Annotated in this window: 11 protein-coding genes; 7 read left to right on the plus strand and 4 right to left on the minus strand. The window is 49.5% G+C overall.

Going from position 1 to position 19,142, the window contains the following annotated elements:
* Window positions 1-14 precede the first annotated feature (14 nt).
* From OHJ21_RS07445 to OHJ21_RS07460, 4 genes are all read right to left on the minus strand, one after another.
* Window positions 15-1,247, minus strand: a complete 1,233-nt coding sequence (locus tag OHJ21_RS07445; protein ID WP_486019695.1) for a Ger(x)C family spore germination protein — start codon at window positions 1,245-1,247, stop codon at window positions 15-17.
* The gene (locus OHJ21_RS07450) at window positions 1,216-2,745 is read right to left on the minus strand and encodes a spore germination protein (protein WP_100537057.1); all 1,530 of its coding nucleotides are present in this window, start codon (window positions 2,743-2,745) and stop codon (window positions 1,216-1,218) included. The genes OHJ21_RS07445 and OHJ21_RS07450 overlap by 32 nt, the downstream gene beginning before the upstream one ends.
* Window positions 2,746-2,748: 3 nt before the next feature.
* A complete protein-coding gene (locus tag OHJ21_RS07455) occupies window positions 2,749-3,837 on the minus strand; it encodes a GerAB/ArcD/ProY family transporter (protein WP_326114921.1) in 1,089 nt (362 codons plus the stop codon).
* A gap of 486 nt (window positions 3,838-4,323) precedes the next feature.
* Window positions 4,324-6,381, minus strand: coding sequence for a GxGYxYP domain-containing protein (locus tag OHJ21_RS07460; protein WP_486019696.1), 2,058 nt, complete (start codon window positions 6,379-6,381; stop codon window positions 4,324-4,326).
* Between the two features lie 316 nt (window positions 6,382-6,697).
* Here OHJ21_RS07460 and OHJ21_RS07465 point away from each other — a divergent pair, with 316 nt between their 5' ends.
* From OHJ21_RS07465 to OHJ21_RS07495, 7 genes are all read left to right on the plus strand, one after another.
* Entirely contained in the window at window positions 6,698-7,846 is a 1,149-nt protein-coding gene (locus OHJ21_RS07465) for a GntR family transcriptional regulator (protein ID WP_326114918.1), read from the plus strand.
* A 165-nt stretch (window positions 7,847-8,011) separates the two neighbouring features.
* Window positions 8,012-10,243 carry a hypothetical protein gene (locus tag OHJ21_RS07470; protein WP_486019697.1) on the plus strand — a complete coding sequence of 744 codons (2,232 nt, stop codon included), beginning with the start codon at window positions 8,012-8,014 and terminating at the stop codon, window positions 10,241-10,243.
* Window positions 10,244-10,267: 24 nt separating this feature from the next.
* Entirely contained in the window at window positions 10,268-13,345 is a 3,078-nt protein-coding gene (locus OHJ21_RS07475) for an alpha-mannosidase (protein WP_326114915.1), read from the plus strand.
* A gap of 47 nt (window positions 13,346-13,392) precedes the next feature.
* Window positions 13,393-14,319 (plus strand): ABC transporter permease, encoded by a 927-nt coding sequence (locus tag OHJ21_RS07480; RefSeq protein WP_100537063.1) that lies wholly within the window; start codon window positions 13,393-13,395, stop codon window positions 14,317-14,319.
* A 12-nt stretch (window positions 14,320-14,331) separates the two neighbouring features.
* Entirely contained in the window at window positions 14,332-15,228 is an 897-nt protein-coding gene (locus OHJ21_RS07485) for a carbohydrate ABC transporter permease (RefSeq protein ID WP_100537064.1), read from the plus strand.
* 72 nt (window positions 15,229-15,300) lie between these two features.
* Window positions 15,301-16,959 (plus strand): type 2 periplasmic-binding domain-containing protein, encoded by a 1,659-nt coding sequence (locus OHJ21_RS07490; RefSeq protein ID WP_486019698.1) that lies wholly within the window; start codon window positions 15,301-15,303, stop codon window positions 16,957-16,959.
* A gap of 161 nt (window positions 16,960-17,120) precedes the next feature.
* Window positions 17,121-19,133: a glutaminase family protein gene (locus tag OHJ21_RS07495; RefSeq protein WP_100537066.1), complete on the plus strand. Its 2,013-nt coding sequence runs from the start codon at window positions 17,121-17,123 to the stop codon at window positions 19,131-19,133.
* Window positions 19,134-19,142: the final 9 nt, after the last annotated feature.

The following is a 19,142-nucleotide window of genomic DNA, read 5'->3' on the forward strand; positions in this document are numbered from 1 at the left end:
TTTTATGGCAAGAGTCAGGAATCTGCTTCGTTTTTGGTCGTAGGTGTCATTGGACCATTTTGATGGGGGAGCAATTTCATGCCAGCGTGCTCCAGATGTACTTCGACGTGAACGGTTTCCAGAGCGTCTGCTTCAATCGGTTGGGCAGAGGACTGATTGATTTTTTTCCAAAGCTGGGGGTCCTTCCTGAACAATACATGCTCAAAACCGAAGAGGTCCGTTTTTGAAGTTACCCCATTTCTAAACGTAGCTAGAATTTCCTTTCGTACTTCCTTAGCTGCCTGTAGTTCCATATCCGTCTTGTTCATATCATCGAGCGCTTCCACCACGTTTCCAGTTAATTTGACGCTGACGTGGTATTTAGGCATGCCGTTGACAATCTTTAGTTTCCTGCGGATTTTGGGGTTCGATAAAACCAAGTTTCCAGCTAATTTGCCACTCTTATTTGTAATCAGGATGTGTGAACGTTTCGTATCGGCTTCTAGCCAGCGCAAACCGGTGAGCTTGTCATTGGTGAATAAGCCTTTCGATTCCCCTTTGGCTATAGGAAATACTCCGTTAACCACCAACTTCGGATTTTCTTTTTGGTTTAGGCTCCATGTCTTTTTATCAATCGTGAGATTTGGAAGCAGCATCGTCCAGCCTGGTTCTGTCATCAGCGCCATGAAATCGAAATATCGAATGGGTTCAATATAGGATCTCTGTTTATATTCCTCAACAGGTTCATGGGCTAATGTGTTTAACGGGGAAAGGTTGAAAAACGCTGGGATATTCAATAGTTGTTCGATCGAATCCTTTGTGCCAAATACCCACGGGGTCATTCGAACCTCCTGATAACGGCCGATGGTATCCAATTTGGTCAGGACATTCGATTTCAATACGTTCTCACTAATGAGTATACAGGAAATATGGCTCCAGACCGTTCGTTCCTGGGAAGAATCATAGATGGCATTGATCGCCATGTCCAAGGTCCTGCCCTTTGTTTTGGAAGTCCATATTTGGGGGGGCTTTTCCGCCTTACCGGATTCGCTTTTGGCAACGGATGTAAAATCCATCATCTGAGTGTAAACAACAAAGTGATCCCCTTCTTGATCGATTCCGATGGCCGTGATGTAATTGATGTCTTGTATTTCCTTGATGTCCCAGCAGCCTGTTAACATATTGAGAATGACCATTAACCACATTAATTTTAGGATTCTGACGCAAATTGTCATCTCATGTAGGTTCCCTTTCTTCAGATGTGTCATCTATCGTTTGATACATTTGCGGTCGTTTTTTGTTGAAAGCCCAAGGTTTTTTCAAGAGGGAATTCATCAGATCTTTGATGGTTAATGGTGACAAAGGAGCTAAATACGGAAGACCGAAGGATTCCAACACAGAGAGATATGCAATGAGGCTTAGTACTCCAATGAAGAATCCAAGCATCCCCAGCAAGGAGGACCAGATTAACACATAGACTCGGATAATGCTGACCGTCCCACTTAGCGTCTGATTAACCAAAGTAAAAGTTGCGACCGCTGTCGTTGCAGATACAACCAGCATGGTTGGTGATGTAAGGCCCGCGCGGATGGCGGCATCACCGATAATCAGACCGCCTAACACTGCGATGGTTTGACCGACTGCTTTGGGCAGCCTGATGCCAGCCTCTCTGAAAAGTTCGAACATACCCAGCATCAACAGGATCTCCATCGGCCCGGACAGCGGAAGCCCGAACCGGGAAACGGTAACGGTCGCTAGAAGCAGAAAGGGGAGCTGATCCATGTTATAGCTTGTCAGCGCTACCCAAAATCCCGGCAGCATAATGGCGAGAAAGAGACCCAGCAGCCTGAGAAGTCGCTCAAAGATTACAAAGTAATAAGGAAAATAGGAATCTTCTGGCGTTTTTAACAATTCCATCAAATTGCATGGGGCTATTAATGCCATTGGCGAACCATCCACAAGAATAACGAAACGTCCTCGAAGCAAGCACTCCACTACAAAATCCGGTCTGCCAATGTAGTCCATCAGCGGAAACAGGGAGAGAGTAGAATCGGAAAGGGCTTCTTCCAGTTGACCGCTGGTTACGAGAGCATCGACTTGGATGCCTTTTAATCGCTCTTTAGCCTCGTTGACTACTTCCGGGCGTATGATATCGGAAATGTACAGCAGCGAAACTCGGGTCTGACTGCGTTCGCCGATAACCATTTGTTCATTATGGAGCGTGGCGGTGCGCAGTCTTTTTCTGACAAGTGCCACGTTCGTGATGATATCCTCCGTAAAAGCGTCTCTTGCGCCTTTGATGGCCACCTCGGTATTGGATTCCTCAGGCTGTCTATTGGGACGCGCGGCGATATCGATGGAATAAAAGCATTTTTCGGTTGAAAAAAATAGTATCAATCGCCCTTCAAAGAGAAGCTTTACAACATCGGCATGCTTGTTAACTTCACTCCATTCCATCGATTTATCCAGTTCTCTGGCAAGTGGTTCCCAATCTTTGAAGTGCTCCAGCTTTTCTTCCAGATCCGGCAGCACGTATTGAGTCATCACCATGGCATCAACCATACCTTCACTGTAGATCAGCAAAGCAGGAATCGCACTAACATTCTTTGCCGGGAAGGATTTGATGACAACGTCTGCGGAAGAGGCAAACATGGAACGCAGGGTATGTTCATCCAATGTGTCGAAAGTGGGCTGACGGTCAACAGCACCCCGTACTTGTTTTGAATTTCGACGGAACATTCGATTTCGAGGTCTGTGATGTGTCATCGTCTACCCGCCCCCTTTTGTTTTAGGTCTAAATGTGACTACGATCGCAATGAACAGTGTCAGCCCAGATAGGAAGCCAAGGAATGCAAGTGAATATTTGCCCAGAACGAATAACTCGATTTGTCTATCGATTACCGGAATTAAAGAGAAGGCAGACAATGCCACCCCGAGCCCTAACAAATACCAAAAGCGCCGCTTGGATTTTTTAAAGGATATGCCATCCGCCATAATAAACAGGAAAAGAGAGATACGGATTAATGTCCCTGAAATCCATTGGTATAGAGCCAGAAAATCGACATGCGTTATATATTTCGTAATCGTGACCAGCATCCACTGTTCGTAAGCGGGATAGCGGGATTCCATCGCAGGAACAGGACCGAATGTGGCGATCGCTCCCATCAACGGTCCAAGCGTGAGCCCGCCGAGAAGGACGGATAATATAACAATGGAGAGGTAGTTCATCTTTCGTTTCATATGATGCTGAAGAAAGATCAGCACAATCATCTCCATAAAACCGCCGCCGGCTACCATCATGCTCTTGAGCATCGGGGTGTAACCTTCTACGAATAGGGGGGTCAACAAGGAATAGTCCTTATATTGAAGATTCGACACAGCTACAAAATGGCCCAATACCCACACGATGGGAAGTAAGATTCCGGATATAATGGCTATTGAGCGAATGCCGTTATTCGCCACATAAACGCATAACAGAATAATGGCCAGCGAGACGACCGTTTTGGGCGTTTGCGGCAGATAGGTGACCCGAATCCAAGTCGCTGTTTCTCTTAAAATGACCATGGACATCCAAAAAAAGTAGAGCGTCATGATACTCACAAATATCCAACCGACGACCGAACCAAAACAATCCTTGAACCAGGTGAATATCGATTGCTGCTGCGTTCGTTTCATGATAAAGAACAAAATGTAGACCCAGCCAATATGCAGGATCATCGTCAGCAGGGTACCCATCCATGCGTCACGGCCCGCGTACTGCAGAATAAGCGGAATCAGGATAACATGATTGGTGATACCCAATGACAACAGCATGATGAAGTAGACCTCAATCAATGATATCTTTTTGCTAGTGGGCATTATACTAATCTCCATACAAGGGAATACATGCTAATCGATATAGTGAGTATTCACCATTTGCCGCATTTTATGTATAAGAGAAGGAAGTACAGCAGAGAGTCCTTCAAGTTCATAACTAGTTCGAGCATCTGTCGAATGGATGTGGTTTTTGCGATTACCCAAGAAATAATCAGGGGAAATCATCTGGCTGCAGATTAATTTGACATCGTAAATCGGGTCGATTGATGGGGGAGAGGAGGGTTGAACGATGTTAATTAATGATATTAACTAAATTAATTAACGGCATTAAACACCATCAATGAATAGTGATTGCGTGGTCAATTAATGTCGTTAACTAATTTTATTTAATGACATTAAATATTTTCTCTAAAGGCCGCAAACAAGGGGGAGGGCAGGATATCTATTACATCATAAAAGCATCGCAGGTCCAATCCTAATCGGACCTGCGATGCCCCTATACATCTGTCACTTGTTTAACAGGAATCATCATTTCTTAATTGGCGGCAAGTTGTAGCTTTCACGGATCAGAGAGAAATAATGATCGGCGCGAACGACTTTGAAATCTGCCCCGAGCTGTTCGGTCAGGGCCAGCGCATCGGAAGGGGTCATGCTCCATGCGAGCATACCGAGTGAGACAAACAACGGTGACTTACCGTCCCAATTCGCTTTGGCTTCATTGAGCACCTGCAATCCGTCTTGAACGGTGCTGATCCCGCGGATCGTGGATACGGGCAGGCTGTCGCCAACGATTTCAACCCCGTATTTGTCTTCATAACTAATAAATAAACCGGGTACGTTATATTCCTCCTCATATGCTTTTGCTTTAAACGGAGATAACGGCACATTCTCGCTATCGACTCGGTTCAGAACATAAGGGATCGTCATTCCCGTCTTTTTCAGATATTTCTCGGTTTGCCGTAAAAACTGCTGGAAGCTTGCATCCGGCCAAGGACTAGGGTAAAAATATCCGGCACCAGACGGCCCGGCAATCAGCAAATCGTTCTCTGTAGCCGAGTTGAGATAATAATTCAAAATCGCGGGAGCACCTTCATAGAGCAGCGGGCTGGAGGTCCAGTTGATCGGAACTTTGCCCCGCGCCGGGTCATCCCACATGACGCGCATGCGATGCTGGTTATATTGAAAATTGTCTCCTTCCGTAAAGGTATAGGTCACGTAGATTTTGTTCTCAAGTGCCGGTTGTGGAGGTGTTTTCGCGAGCTTGAACTTCGGCTTGGTTCCGGAGAAAACGGTCAGATTGCTGAACCAATCGGCCGCCAGAACATAGACGCCATAACGGGAAGCAATCTCGACCGAGCTGAACTCGCCCTCCACATCATTGCTGAACCAGCCAAGGTAAGGAGTACCCGGCTCCACATCGGACATGATTTTCTCGAAGAGCGCTTTTTGCTCAGGCACATTAGAATCGAGCCAGAATACCATTGCTTTATTGGCAACGGCGTAATCTCGTAAATAGCCATAGGGTTCCTGCTGCTCGGCAGAAGGAGGGCGGATATTCCCCGCCGAAACCTTGTACTGGTTCCACATATCGACTTCAGCGGTCAGTTTCTCAGTTCCCGCAGGAGGGGTGAATTCATATACAAAATAACTGCCGTTATCGGCAAAGCGGTGCCCGCCTGAGCCTTCACTAAACTTGGAGTTTTGCCGATCATAGAGATAAGTCTCTTCTTCAGGGGTTCCTGCGACGAAGGTCGCTATCTCTTTGCCGTCTGCCTTAACCGTCACTTCATGTACCGCGGGTCCCCAACCATCCTGGGTGAAAGCATCATCAAAGCGCAGATAAACCGATGATTCTCCCAAGAGGGAGGAGAGGTCGAGGTTATAAGTATCACGGTTGCTTGCATCCCGCACCTGCTGCTTCTCTTCTGCAATTGTCACGAACGATTCAGGCAGTCCGGAAGGAATACGAATCGCTGTATCCGGATCCAGCCCGATCAGCATCTGATGAGTTGTCTGCTTCCACAGATGCTCATATTGCCAGGTGTATGCTTCAAGCCGGCTATCGAATTTGCCGCGAAGATCGTCCAGAATCTTCAAGTCGTATGGAGCTTTGGACAATTTATCGGCCAGCTCAGGGCTGGCAACGACCGCCTTCTTCAAACCTGCGAGCGTGGTGGCGACATTAATCGTGTCAGGAACTTCCGGATCATATACAATCATGCCTTTTGCCTCGCTGCGATAAGCGGAGAACACGTCCCAATAATCTTCATGAAGCGTGTAAGGCACGTTTATATCGTTAAGCCAGGTCATTTTCCCTTCTTCCTGGGATTCAATCAAATAGATCCGGGGCTGTTCCCTGTTAACGATTCCCTGCAAGGTCCCTAACAACAATTTAATGTCACCTGGCGCATCATAAATATCTGCGGCGTCCAAATGCTTAGGCTTCTTGAAACTTGGCAGTTCACGATGATTGGAGCCGTCAGTTTGCGCTGACTGTGGATCCGTTTCGGAAGCGTAAGCTGCGCCGGTCGTTAATGAAAAAGCACATAGGATGGCTAAACAGAGAATCGTGAATCTACGAGCCATGGCGAATTCACTCCTTGTTATGGTCTATGGTCAGAAATTGAAGCGTGTGTTCATCCGTAAACCTCTATCCTCCTTTTGCGGCCCATTAGCAGGTCAACACGCTTATCAACACATATTAAATATATTCAAATATAGATTTACAAGTGGTTCGACAAAACCTCCTATAATTCTTGAAAATTAGGCAATTTAAACACAGGTATAGCAAGGGTTTGTCGTCATGGGCTGTTGATCGACTCATGCTTGTTTATTGCGCTTGTATGTGTAAGGATATATTATATATTTCAAATATTATGAATGAATTGGTGATGTGATTAGAATGAGTGTAAACGATCGAATTCCGTTGTATCAGCAAATCCAGGACTATATCCGACACGTCATAGCAACAGAAAATATGAAGCCAGGTGATCGTATTCCGACAGAGAAGGAGCTGATGGATCAGTTTCATGTCAGTAAAATAACGGTTGCCAACGCCCTGACCGGATTAGCGAATGAGAAATTAATTGCCCGCGTCCCGGGCAAAGGCAGTTTTGTAGCAGAGGAGGCCAGCTTCTTACCTGCGGGCCAGGCATCGACGACGCCGCTTAAGGGAAGAGACGGGAAACGGGCCACGGGCATGATTGGCGTGATTATGCCCACCATCCATGATTATTTCGCGATCAGACTTATCGAGGGCATCCAAGAGGCACTGAATGACGAAGGTTATCGGAGCATGATCATGTTGACTGACGGCAAGCTGGAAAAAGAAAAGGACGCCATCAAAGAGCTGAAGGCACTCGGAGCCGAAGGCCTGTTAATTTTCCCGGTCGACGAGGAGAACTACAACGAGGAAATACTGGGTATGAAGCTGTCCGGGTTTCCTTTTGTGCTGATTGACCGGTATTTGCCTGGGGTCGAGACGCATTATATTGCCGCCGATGGAAGGCGCGGCACGAGACTCGCCGTTGAACATCTATGGGAGCTGGGACACCGGAACATCGCCATATGCTCCGATTCTCCCCTTCAAACCGTCACCGTTCAGGAGCGGATCGAAGGATATATTGATGCATTAAAGGACAAAGGCGCATTAATCAATCCGGCGCATATGATTACGGATTTCAAACCGCTGAGCGTGCTAAAGGATGCCGAAGCTCATCCACTGTACCGGTATATCCGAAATCGTATGGTTACCGCCTATATTTCGCTGAACGGGAGATTGGGCGTACAAATCTATCAGATGGCTAAGCAAGCGGGGCTTAACGTGCCGGAAGACGTTTCGATCGTCAGCTTCGACGATCCGACTTCCATCGTGGAGGAATTCAGCATATTTACCCATGTCAAGCAGTTTGAATGGGATATGGGATATCAGGCTGCCGGCAAACTGCTCGAAGTTTTACGAGGTCATGGAGAAGTGAAGAGCTACAGCAAATTGCTGATTGAGCCTGAGCTTGTGATCCGCCAAACTTCGGGTCATGTTCCACAAACTTAATCATTACGCTAAGGAAGAGCCCTTTCCGTTAACTAACGGAGAGGGCTTTTTTTAATTCTCTCTACAAAACATATTGAATATATTAATATTATATATTATATTCTAGAAAATGATGGATTACCTAGAAGCACAAGTACATCTAACCTGAGCAGGGAGGTTGAGAACGTGCCAAAAGATCGCAGAGAAGAGCGAACCGGGTTTCAGGAATCGGCTCCGTATCATCCCGACTATGATCTTCAGACTGACTTTGTGATGGTCTACGGAATTGACGAATCGATGCCGGAGCGCATTCAGCAATGGAAGGAAAAGGGATATATCGTCCATCTGATGACAGGCGTCGCATGGGGGACATACAACAACTATCTGGACGGGGAGGTTGACGGCTTATCCCATTGGGATGAAGCTCAGACCGATCGTCACGGGGAGATGATCCTGCATGGCAAACGACCGGTTATTCCTTACATGGTGCCAACGATTTCCTTTGGCCGCTATCTAGCGGATCGAATACGGATCGCGGTTGATGCGGGCGTCGAGGCCATCCATCTGGAGGAGCCGGAATTCTGGGTGAATGGCGGTTATTCGGAAGCGTTTAAGCGGGAATGGCTGCTGTTTTACAAAGAGCCATGGATTCCACCGCACACTTCACCTGACGCACAATACCGAGCTTCCAAATTGAAAGCGCATTTATACACGCGCGTGCTGGACCGGTTATGTGCAGAAATGAAGGATTACGCACTAACTCGTTACGGCCGAGTCCTTCGCTTTTACGTTCCGACCCATAGTCTGATCAATTATACGCAGTGGCGAATCGTCAGCCCGCAATCCGGACTCGTTGAGCTTCCATCCATTGACGGATACATTGCACAGATCTGGACGGGTACATCAAGGACGCCAAACGTGTATGAAGGGGAACGCAAGGAACGAACGTTTGAAACCGCTTACCTTGAATATGGTGTGATGCAGGAGCTGGTTCGCGGAACTGACAGACGCATGTGGTTCTTGCATGATCCGATCGAAGATAACCCGAACCACACTTGGGCGGATTACAAACAGAACTACTTAAAGACCGTTGTCGCCTCACTGCTGCATCCCGGGGTTGCCCATTACGAAGTTTCACCCTGGCCGCGAAGAATCTTTAAAGGAACTTATCCATCCGATGACGGCTCGGGTAAGGAGTCCATCCCGTCGGACTATGCAACGACGCTGCTCCAGGTCATGCATACGCTGGGCAACATGGGCCAGGAAGTGATCGTATCGGCGGAAGATGAAATCCAAGTTGGCGTTCTTATTGCCGACTCCGCTATGTTTCAACGGATGAAGCCGGAACCGGAAGCGCCCGATGCCGGCAAATACGACGGTACCGACCCTGAAGGATTTCAGGCGGAAGGGGACACGGAGCTTCTTGATTTTTCCCCTTTTTACGGTCTGTCGCTGCCGCTGCTGAAGCATGGAATACCCGTTCGTCCGCTTCAGCTGGATAATGTAAGGCGGTATCCCGGGTATTTGGCTCCATACCGAGTGCTGGTTCTGAGCTATGAATTCTTCAAACCGGAGTATCCGGACATTCATAATGCGCTTGCCCAGTGGGTGCACGAAGGCGGGGCGCTGATCTATGCGGGCGATGACAGCGACCCGTATCATGGCATTCGTTCATGGTGGAACCATGATCATAAGGATCAACCGTTTGGCTCGAAGTACAACTCACCGCGAGAGCATCTGTTTGAGCAGCTTGGTCTGAAGGAGAAAGCGGAAGGGATCCATCGGGCAGGAAAAGGCGTCGTGTGCTGGTTGGATCAACATCCGACTGAACTTGCCCTATCCAAAGCCGGGGCAGACCGGCTGCGGCACGCTGTCCAAGCCACGCTGGAGGCACTTCAAGGCACAGAACGAACGGTGATTCCCAAACATTATTTCAAGCTCAAACGAGGTCCTTATCTTATCGTTTCGGTTCTTGAGGAATCGATCACCGATGAGCCGTTGAACATCGCAGGCCCGGTTGTGGACTTGTTCGATCCAAAGCTATCCGTTCTGCCTCAGGTTATGTTAAGTCCAGGGAAACAAGCACTGCTCTATGATGTTGAGGCCGGACGCCCTTCGGACGGCAAGGTATCCGTTATTGCCGCTTCCTCCCGGATCGAGAATCTTGTCCAGACGGAATCAGGTTTCCGATTCATTGCGAGAGGGCCGTCCAATCTGCAGGCAAGCGCGAGATTATACTGCCCAACAGAGCCGATATCTGTCCAGTACATCATTCAGGATCAAGCCGTACCTGCCGGATGGGCATGGGATCCGCAGTCGCTAACCGTCCTGCTGCAGTACGAACATGGCGGCGCGAACCTGGCAGAGATCCAGGTTGATTGGACAGCGCAATTCATACCTGAGCCTGCAACCGATTGATGCCATAGAGAGGAGCAAATCATCATGCCATACGAACCGATAAGGCTGGAACCGTTAAAACAAATGTTAAAGCATCTCCGGGAAGCTATATATGAGCCCGTTGCCGAGTTGGAAGTGACGGCATGGGTTACGCCCGAGCCCGTATCGTACATGGATCGAATGACAGGCACGCCAATGACGCTTGTCCATGGAGAACGATGGGGCAGACTGTGGGACTGTGCCTGGTTCCGTTTTACCGGGAGTCTTCCGGCTAATTGCCGTAAGGAAAACGTCGTCCTCTTACTCGACATCAACGGCGAGTTGTGTCTGGTAGACCGGGAAGGATCGCCGGTTCAGGGATTGACTACCGTGAATTCGGAATTCGATTTTTCATTAGGACTCCCCGGCAAACGTGTTGTCCGGCTTCATGATATGTACATGAACGGATCTGACATTGAAGTATGGGCAGATGCAGGCAATAACGATCTCTTCGGCAAATATCGGGGAGGAACCTTGAAAGAGGCTGTCATTGCGATCTGCCGGGAAGACATTCGAGGTCTCTATTACGATGTCGAAGTGCTCTTGGAAGCTGCGGAGCAGCTTCCTGCCGGAACCGCACGCAAAGAGAGAATCTATCAGGCGCTGTATGACGTATCATTGCAGCTTACGGATTTCTCGCCGGAACCGATCAATCAAGCGAAGAGGCAATTGGATAAACAATTACGCTTGCAGGGGGGCGATCCGGTCTTAACGATCAGCGCGGTGGGTCATGCACATATTGATTTAGCCTGGTTGTGGCCCATCCGCGAAACGATCCGGAAAGGTGCCCGAACGTTCTCGACCGCACTTCGCATGATGGAACGCTATCCGGAGTATGTATTCGGCGCAAGCCAGCCCCAGCTATACGACTGGATGAAGTTGCATTATCCCGCGCTATATGAACAGATCAAGGAGCGGGTACGTGAAGGCAGATGGGAACCGCAGGGGGCCATGTGGGTGGAATCGGATACCAATGTGCCGGGCGGTGAATCCCTGGTACGCCAGATCCTGTACGGCAAGCGATATTTTCAGCAGGAATTCGGTTTGGAGATGAAATCGCTCTGGATGCCGGACGTATTCGGTTACTCCGCAAGCCTGCCGCAGCTGCTCAAGAAGTCGGGCGTGGATTATATGATGACCCAGAAGCTCTCCTGGAGCGAGTATAATCGACACCCTCACCATTCCTTTCTATGGGAAGGGATTGACGGTTCCGCCGTATTAACGCATATGCCGCCTGAAGATACGTACAACAGCCCGGCAGCCCCGCGTTCCATCGCCAAAGCGGAGCGGGAATATTTAGATAAAAGTGTATCCGGCCATGCCCTGATGCTCTTTGGCATTGGCGACGGCGGAGGCGGTCCGGGCGAAGAGCATTTGGAGCGGCTTACACGCGAGAAGAACCTGCTCGGCCTGTCCCCCGTCAGGCAGGAGCCCTCATGGAAGTTCTTTGAACGATTGAATGAAGAACGCGAGTCATTCCAGACCTGGCGCGGTGAGCTTTATCTGGAGAAGCATCAAGGCACCCTGACCAGCCAGGCCCGAAGCAAACGGTACAACCGAAAGATGGAGAAAGCGCTGCGCGAGCTGGAGTTTGCTTCCGTGCTGGCTGCCCGGTTAGGCAAGACATACCCATCCGAAACGCTGGAGACGATCTGGAAGGAAGTCCTGCTGTATCAATTCCACGATATTCTTCCGGGATCCTCAATTAAGCGGGTGTACGATGAGTCGTTAGAGCGGTATGAAAAGCTCCTTTCACAAACGGAAGCCATGATTACTGAAACCTACCGATATCTGGCAGACCACATTTCACACGATGCCGAGGCTTCTCCTGGAACTGTCGTGTTCAATTCGCTGCCTTGGGAACGCCGGGAGTGGCTGCGCTCAAATGGACGATGGCATAACGTGTTGGTTCCATCGATGGGCTACGCCGTCATATCAGATGTCGCCGATCCTGGCCCTGGAGTCGAAGATGAAGTAGCGTCAGGGATCGAAATGCTTCTGGAAACACCGGAGACGGAAATAGACGTTACAGCCTCGGAACGAAGTCTGGAGAATGACAAATTGATCGTTACATTTGATCAAAATGGAGGCATTGTATCGATCCTGGATAAGGCGGAAGCACGCGAAGTCATTCAGCAAGGCCGCTCGGGTAATGATCTGCGCGTGTATCATGACGACGGGGATGCCTGGGATTTCCGTCATGATTATTCGGCGAATCCAGGTAAGCCGTTAAATCTCCTTCATATTCAGGAGCTGCGGGAAGGCCCGCGAATCGGGCTGGTCTTCGACTACGCTTATGGGGAATCCACGCTGACTCAGAGCGTTGTGCTAACGGAGGGCAGCCGGCGCATCGATTTCGAGACGGTCGTTGATTGGAGAGAGAACGGCAGGATGCTAAGAACCTCGTTCCCGGTCAATATACGCACGGATCAGGTTCACTGCGAAATTCAGTTCGGCAGCTTGAGCAGGCCGACCCACCGCAATACGATGTGGGATTTTGCGAAAGACGAGATTTGCGCTCATCAATGGGTTGACTTATCGGAGCCGGATTATGGTGTCGCGCTGCTCAATGATTGCAAATACGGCCATCGGGCGATCCATAACGTGCTGGATCTGCATTTGCTCCGCAGCAGCTCTTATCCGGATCCGGAAGCAGACCGCGCGGAGCACCGATTCACCTATTCGTTATATCCGCATCAAGGGAACCATGTCCAAGCCGAAATCTACCGAAGAGGCAATGAGCTGAACATCCCGCTTCGTACGATGACCCTGCCTTCCAAGCCTGATCAAGAGGAAGGAAAGCTTCCTTCATCCCAAGCATTTCTGCGGCCGGATCATCCGAACATTATGGTGGAATCCGTCAAGAAAGCCGAGGATGGCGACGACATCGTGGTTCGACTGTACGAAACATCGGGAACACATGCCAACACGGCACTTCATTTCGGATTTGAAGCGGCCGAAGCCTGGACTACGGATCTGATGGAAAACATCCTTACTGCGCTGCCGATTGACAAAATATCCAATACCATTGCGCTTTCCTTCACGCCGTTTGAAATCATCACGCTGCGTTTGAGATTCCGTTAATATACCCGGGGCGGTCCATCCGCCCCACTGAAAGGAGAGGTGGGAATGTGAGCAAGTCACGATTAACCAACAACCGATTCATGAAACGAATCTGGCAGCACAAGCTCTTTTACTTGTTCATGCTGCCAGGCATCGTCTGGTTTTTTCTATTCTCTTACGTGCCCTTATACGGAATTCAAGTTGCTTTCCGGGACTATACCTTCGTTGGCGGATTCACCGGGAGTCCCTGGGCAGGATTTAAATACTTTGAACAATTCTTCAATTACTATCAGTCTGGTGACATCATTCGCAACACGGTCATCATCAGTCTCATGAAGCTGCTGATCGGATTTCCGATGCCGATCGTGCTTGCGCTCCTGTTAAATGAAGTTCGGAAAATGAAATTCAAGAAGACGATTCAGACTCTTTCTTATTTACCTTATTTTGTATCGTGGATCGTGGTTGTTACTCTCATGCAGCGTTTACTGACTCCATACGGGGGTCCGGTCAATGACTTGCTGGGGTCATTCGGAGCCGAATCGATCCAGTTCCTGAACAACCCTACCTGGTTCTACCAGATGATTGTCGGGTCGGACATATGGAAGAACATCGGCTGGAATTCCATTATCTTTATGGCCGCCATTGCGGGTATCGATCAGCAGCTCTATGAAGCTGCCAAGATGGATGGCGCAGGACGTTTTAAGCAGATGTGGCATGTGACACTTCCAGGTATCCGCAATGTGGCCATCATATTGTTCATTCTCGCCGTGGGGAATCTGATGAGCGCCGGGTATGAACAGCTCCTTCTCCTGAATGGTCCTGCGACTGCCAGTATGGGCAGCGTGCTGGACGTGCATGCCATCAATTCCGGTATCCGGGAAGGGCGTCTCAGTTACGCCGCTGCGGTCGGACTGTTCCAAAGCATCATCGGGCTCATTCTGGTTCTGACCGTTAATCGAATCGCCCGCAAAGTCAGTGATGTATCCCTGTTCTAAGGAGGTGACGTTATGAAACGTAAATGGTCATTATTCTCGGTGTTCAATTACACCGTTCTTGCCATCATTGGATTTTCCATGATCTATCCGTTTATTTATATTTTGGCGTATTCCCTTAATGACGGGAAGGATTCCATGATGGGGGCGATCTATTTTTTGCCCCGTAAATTCACGCTGGAGAACTACGCCCAGGTATTCGATAATGCCCGCATCTGGAAGGCGTACCAAATTACGCTCATGCGCACCGTGCTGGGTACATTCCTTCATGTTGTGCTGTGTACGCTCATGGCCTATGCGCTTTCCAAAAAAACATTGCCAGGCCGCACTTTTTTCACCTTTTACATCTTTTTGCCGACGATTTTCAGTGCCGGGTTCATCCCGTTCTTCATCACGCTGCAAAAACTGCATCTTATCAACAGCTTCTGGGTGTATGTTCTGCCGATGCTGTTCAATTTCATGCACATCGTCATTATCCGGACCTTTCTGCAAGGCATACCTGAAGAGCTGGAAGAGTCCGCCCGCATTGACGGGTACGGCGATTTTCAAATCTTCGTGCGGATCATACTTCCGCTTTCGGGACCGGTGCTGGCCACCATCTCCCTGTTCATCGGAGTGGCCCATTGGAATGATTGGTTCTCGGGGGCGTACTACGTATCCAACAAAGATTTGATACCTGTGCAGACCCTGTTGCAAGAAATGCTGACGGAAGCTGAAGCACTGTCCAATTCCATGCAGCGGGCCGCGCAGCAGGGAGGGCAGACGGTTGGCGGAACCAGCGGTGCTGGCGCAACTCCGGAATCGCTCCGGATGGCCTTGCTTGTCATTACGGTCTTCCCGATCTTGTGCATTTATCCGTTCCTGCAGCGATATTTCGTAAAGGGGGTTATGATCGGTTCGGTTAAAGGTTAGGTCATCCTGACCCGGAATTTGTCCAAAGCTTTACCAAGATCATTGATATCCATATTCCAGGAGGCGATTAGTTTGAAGAGGGTTTGGTCGAAAGGCGTATCCGCATTGCTCGTGTCCATCATGGTTGGAGGTTTGCTGATCAGCTGCACGAATTCATCAGGGAACGGAGATAACGGAGAAGGGGCAGAAGGAGAGAATTCATACAAACTCAAAATATTACACAATTGGAATGGCTCAAACGGTTCCGATGCCATGACACCGGTGGAGGAAGTCATCAAAGAGAAGACGGGCGTTACCCTGGAGTGGGAATATACCAAGGGCAGCGAGACGGAGAAGGTCAACCAGATCTTCGCCACGCAGGATTTGCCGGATATCTATACCGGACCTGCCTGGGGCGGGGAACTGGATGGCATCATTAAGGCTGCCAACGAGGGACAATTGGTGGACATATCGGACAAGCTGAAGGATTATCCGAACCTGTCCAAATCCATTGCGGAAGAAAATGTGCCGCCGGCATTATATGAGAAAGCGATTGATGCTTACGACGGCAAAAAATATTTGCTGCTGCAAAATCAGCCGGCCACGAACGAAGACGGTATGGATTGGCTCTATGGCTTCTATGTGCGCAAAGACATTGCCGAGAAAGTCGGCGTCGATCCGCAATCCGTTGTCACGAAGGACGATTTCTATAACTTCCTCAAAAAAATCAAAGATGCCAATCTGCAAGAGAACGGCCAGCCGGTCTTTCCGCTGGGCGGTTTCAGTAACGGCTGGGCCGTTGGCATCGGCAACACTATGTTCTACCCGGGTGCAAGTTATGTAGATAAAGGTGACGGCACGGTTGAACATAACTTCTTCACGAAGGGTTATGAAGAGTACACGCTGTTCTACCGGAAGCTGGTTGAAGAAGGGCTGCTGGATCCGGAAACCTTCACCCAGACGGACCCGATCGCCAAGGAAAAAATCAATCAGGGCCGCATCGCTATCCTTGCCGCGCATTATCCGGCCATTCTGGATGCTTCCAAGGAGTATGTCTCCTCGCATCCGGGCAGCGACTACATTCCTCTCGGCCCATTGGAGCGCGCTGACGTCGAGCCGGACAGGCCTGTTGATCTCGGAATTCAGGGCAACAACGTCACGGCGATCACGAAGAACTGTAAAGGCGCTTGCGTCGACGCAGCGCTGAAATTACTGGATTTCATGGCCTCGGACGAAGGGTTCATGCTGGCAAGATACGGAGTGCAGGGCGTTCACTGGGACATGAAAGACGGCAAGCCGGTTGCCAATCAAGAATGGTTTGACAAATTCAGCACGGACACCAACATGAAGCTGCGCAAGAACGAAGGCATCAGCATTGGCCTGGAGTCGCTGACGGGTCTTGACCGGATCAATTCGGTTGCTGGCGGAGACATCTGGGCTGAACAGGAACGGCTGGACGCCATGGAGAACGCACGCAAAATCCTCCGACCGAACGGCATTCACGTGATTACCGCCTATAACCCGGGCGATGTCATCACGAAAGCGCCGGAATGGGAAATGCTGAAGCCATCGATGGATCGGATGGGCGATGCCTGGAAGGAAGCGGTTTTTGCCAAATCGGATGAAGCCGCCATGAGCATTATCAACGAACTGCGCGAACAGCTCCGCAAGACCGGATACGATAAGGCGATGCAGTTCACGAACGAAAATCTGAAGGGGAAAGACGTGGTAACCGTTCAGATGCCGAACTGATGACGTCCATCATCAAGGGAGCCCGGTAATACGAAAGGCTTCGCAGCACCTTGGCAATCAAGGGGGCGAAGCCTTTTGCGCTCTTCTCACTTTTGTTTCCAAATCGCAAGGATATGAAAGGCATTATCCAGAATAAAGAAGAATAAAGGAGTTGAAGTCAGATGACAACGAAATTCAGACCTCCATCCGTACCCCTGGTCACCGTGGATCCATATTTTAGCGTGTGGTCCGCTGCAGATCATCTCTACGATGATCATACCCGGCATTGGACGAACAAGATTCAGGGCATGACGGGACTAGCCAACATTGATGGCGCCCCGCGAAGATTCATGGGAAAAGTTATCACGCAGGATGCGTCAGAACGACTTGAGCCTGAAGCGCTTGAGCAAATCGATCTGACAGTTGAGCCACTAACCACCCGTTATACGTTTCAGGGGGAAGGCATTGAGCTTCAGGTTGAGTTCACCACGCCTTTGTTGCTGGATCATCTTGATCTGTTATCCCGGCCCGTCACGTATGTAACGGTACAGGTTCGTTCGATGGATGGGCGTGCCCATGATGTTAAGATCTATTTCGATGTCACAGGCGAGTGGTGCGTGCATACACCGGATCAGCAAGTGACCTGGGAGCATCGCCTAATCGATGGACGCTTGAATATGATGTCGATGGGCACTGTGGAACAGCCCATTCTACAGCTTGCCGGAGACGATACGAGGATCGATTGGGGGTACATGGTTTTGGCGGTCCCCCGTACGGAACGTGTCCAGACGGTGATTCATGCTGTGACAAGCCGTGAATCATATGTACGAACCGGTCAATTACCGTCGGAAGATGATCATCAGAAGCCGCGACCGGTATCCGATAACGTTCCCGTTATGGCCGCTGAAATCGAATTGGGTCCGGTCCGGGAAGAATGGGTATCCGAGTATCTGATGCTTGCTTATGACGATATTCATGCTATCGAGTATTTTAACCAGCCGCTGGATGCTTACTGGAAGCGAAACGGAACGACGTTCCATGACATGCTGTTACAATCTGCCGACCAATATGAAGACATCATGCAGCAATGTGAGAGCTTCAATCGTCAACTCATGGCCGAGAGTCTTGCCGCAGGCGGCGAAAAATACCGGGATATCTTGGCGTTGACCTATCGACAGGCAATTGCCGCGCATAAATTGGTTGCCGATGAAGCGGGACGCGTGTTGTTTTTTTCCAAGGAGAATTTCAGTAACGGATGCATCGCTACGGTCGATGTCAGTTACCCGTCGATTCCATTGTTCTTAAGATACAATCCTGAACTGGTCAAGGGCATGATGCGTCCGATTTATAAATATGCCACAAGCCCTGATTGGCCGTTCGATTTTGCGCCTCATGACGTGGGAACGTACCCCAAAGCCAACGGTCAGGTGTATGGCGAGAATAAACTGGAGTACCAGATGCCGATTGAGGAATGCGGGAATATGCTCTTGATGGCTGCCGCGGTATGCAAGTATGAAGGAGATACGGATTTTGCCCGGGAACACTGGGAACCTCTTACCGCATGGGCGGGGTATTTACTGCAGCATGGGCTCGATCCGGATAATCAGCTGTGCACGGATGATTTCGCCGGACATTTGGCGCATAATGCGAATTTGTCCATTAAAGCGATCTTGGGCATTGCCGCGTATTCGTACATGTGCGACCAACTGGGCTTGCAGGAAGGAGCCACTTATCTTGCAGCCGCTCGAAACATGGCGAATGAATGGATATCCATGGCCGATGCAGGAGACCATTATAAGCTTACGTTCGACAGTGCCAACGATTCCTGGAGCATGAAATATAATCTGGTATGGGATCGCCTGCTGGGATTAAACCTGTTTCCAAAAGAAGTTGCAGCCCAAGAGCTGGAATATTATAAACATAAACAGAATCGATACGGTCTTCCGCTGGATAGCCGCGATACGTATACAAAAGCGGATTGGCTGGTATGGTGTGCCTCTATGAGTGCTACGCAATCCCAATTCGAAGCCATGATTGCGCCCTTATGGGATTTCATGAATGAAACCTCTGCTCGCGTTCCGGTGACCGATTGGTATGACACGATGAGCGGCAAGCAAATGAATTTCCAGAACCGCTCCGTTGTCGGTGGGTTTTTCATCCAATTGCTGATGTCCCGGTCTGGATTAAATTCGTGAAAAGACAGG

Origin of the sequence: Virgibacillus sp. LDC1, assembly GCF_025792345.1 — a bacterium.
Lineage (GTDB): Bacteria > Bacillota > Bacilli > Paenibacillales > Paenibacillaceae > Paenibacillus_AQ > Paenibacillus_AQ lautus.

Coding starts and splice junctions, on each gene's coding strand:
- OHJ21_RS07445 (WP_486019695.1), bottom strand. CDS start 1,247: ATGACACATCTGAAGAAAGGGAACCTACATGAGATGACAATTTGCGTC.
- OHJ21_RS07485 (WP_100537064.1), top strand. CDS start 14,332: ATGAAACGTAAATGGTCATTATTCTCGGTGTTCAATTACACCGTTCTT.
- OHJ21_RS07495 (WP_100537066.1), top strand. CDS start 17,121: ATGACAACGAAATTCAGACCTCCATCCGTACCCCTGGTCACCGTGGAT.
- OHJ21_RS07450 (WP_100537057.1), bottom strand. CDS start 2,745: ATGACACATCACAGACCTCGAAATCGAATGTTCCGTCGAAATTCAAAA.
- OHJ21_RS07455 (WP_326114921.1), bottom strand. CDS start 3,837: ATGCCCACTAGCAAAAAGATATCATTGATTGAGGTCTACTTCATCATG.
- OHJ21_RS07460 (WP_486019696.1), bottom strand. CDS start 6,381: ATGGCTCGTAGATTCACGATTCTCTGTTTAGCCATCCTATGTGCTTTT.
- OHJ21_RS07475 (WP_326114915.1), top strand. CDS start 10,268: ATGCCATACGAACCGATAAGGCTGGAACCGTTAAAACAAATGTTAAAG.
- OHJ21_RS07465 (WP_326114918.1), top strand. CDS start 6,698: ATGAGTGTAAACGATCGAATTCCGTTGTATCAGCAAATCCAGGACTAT.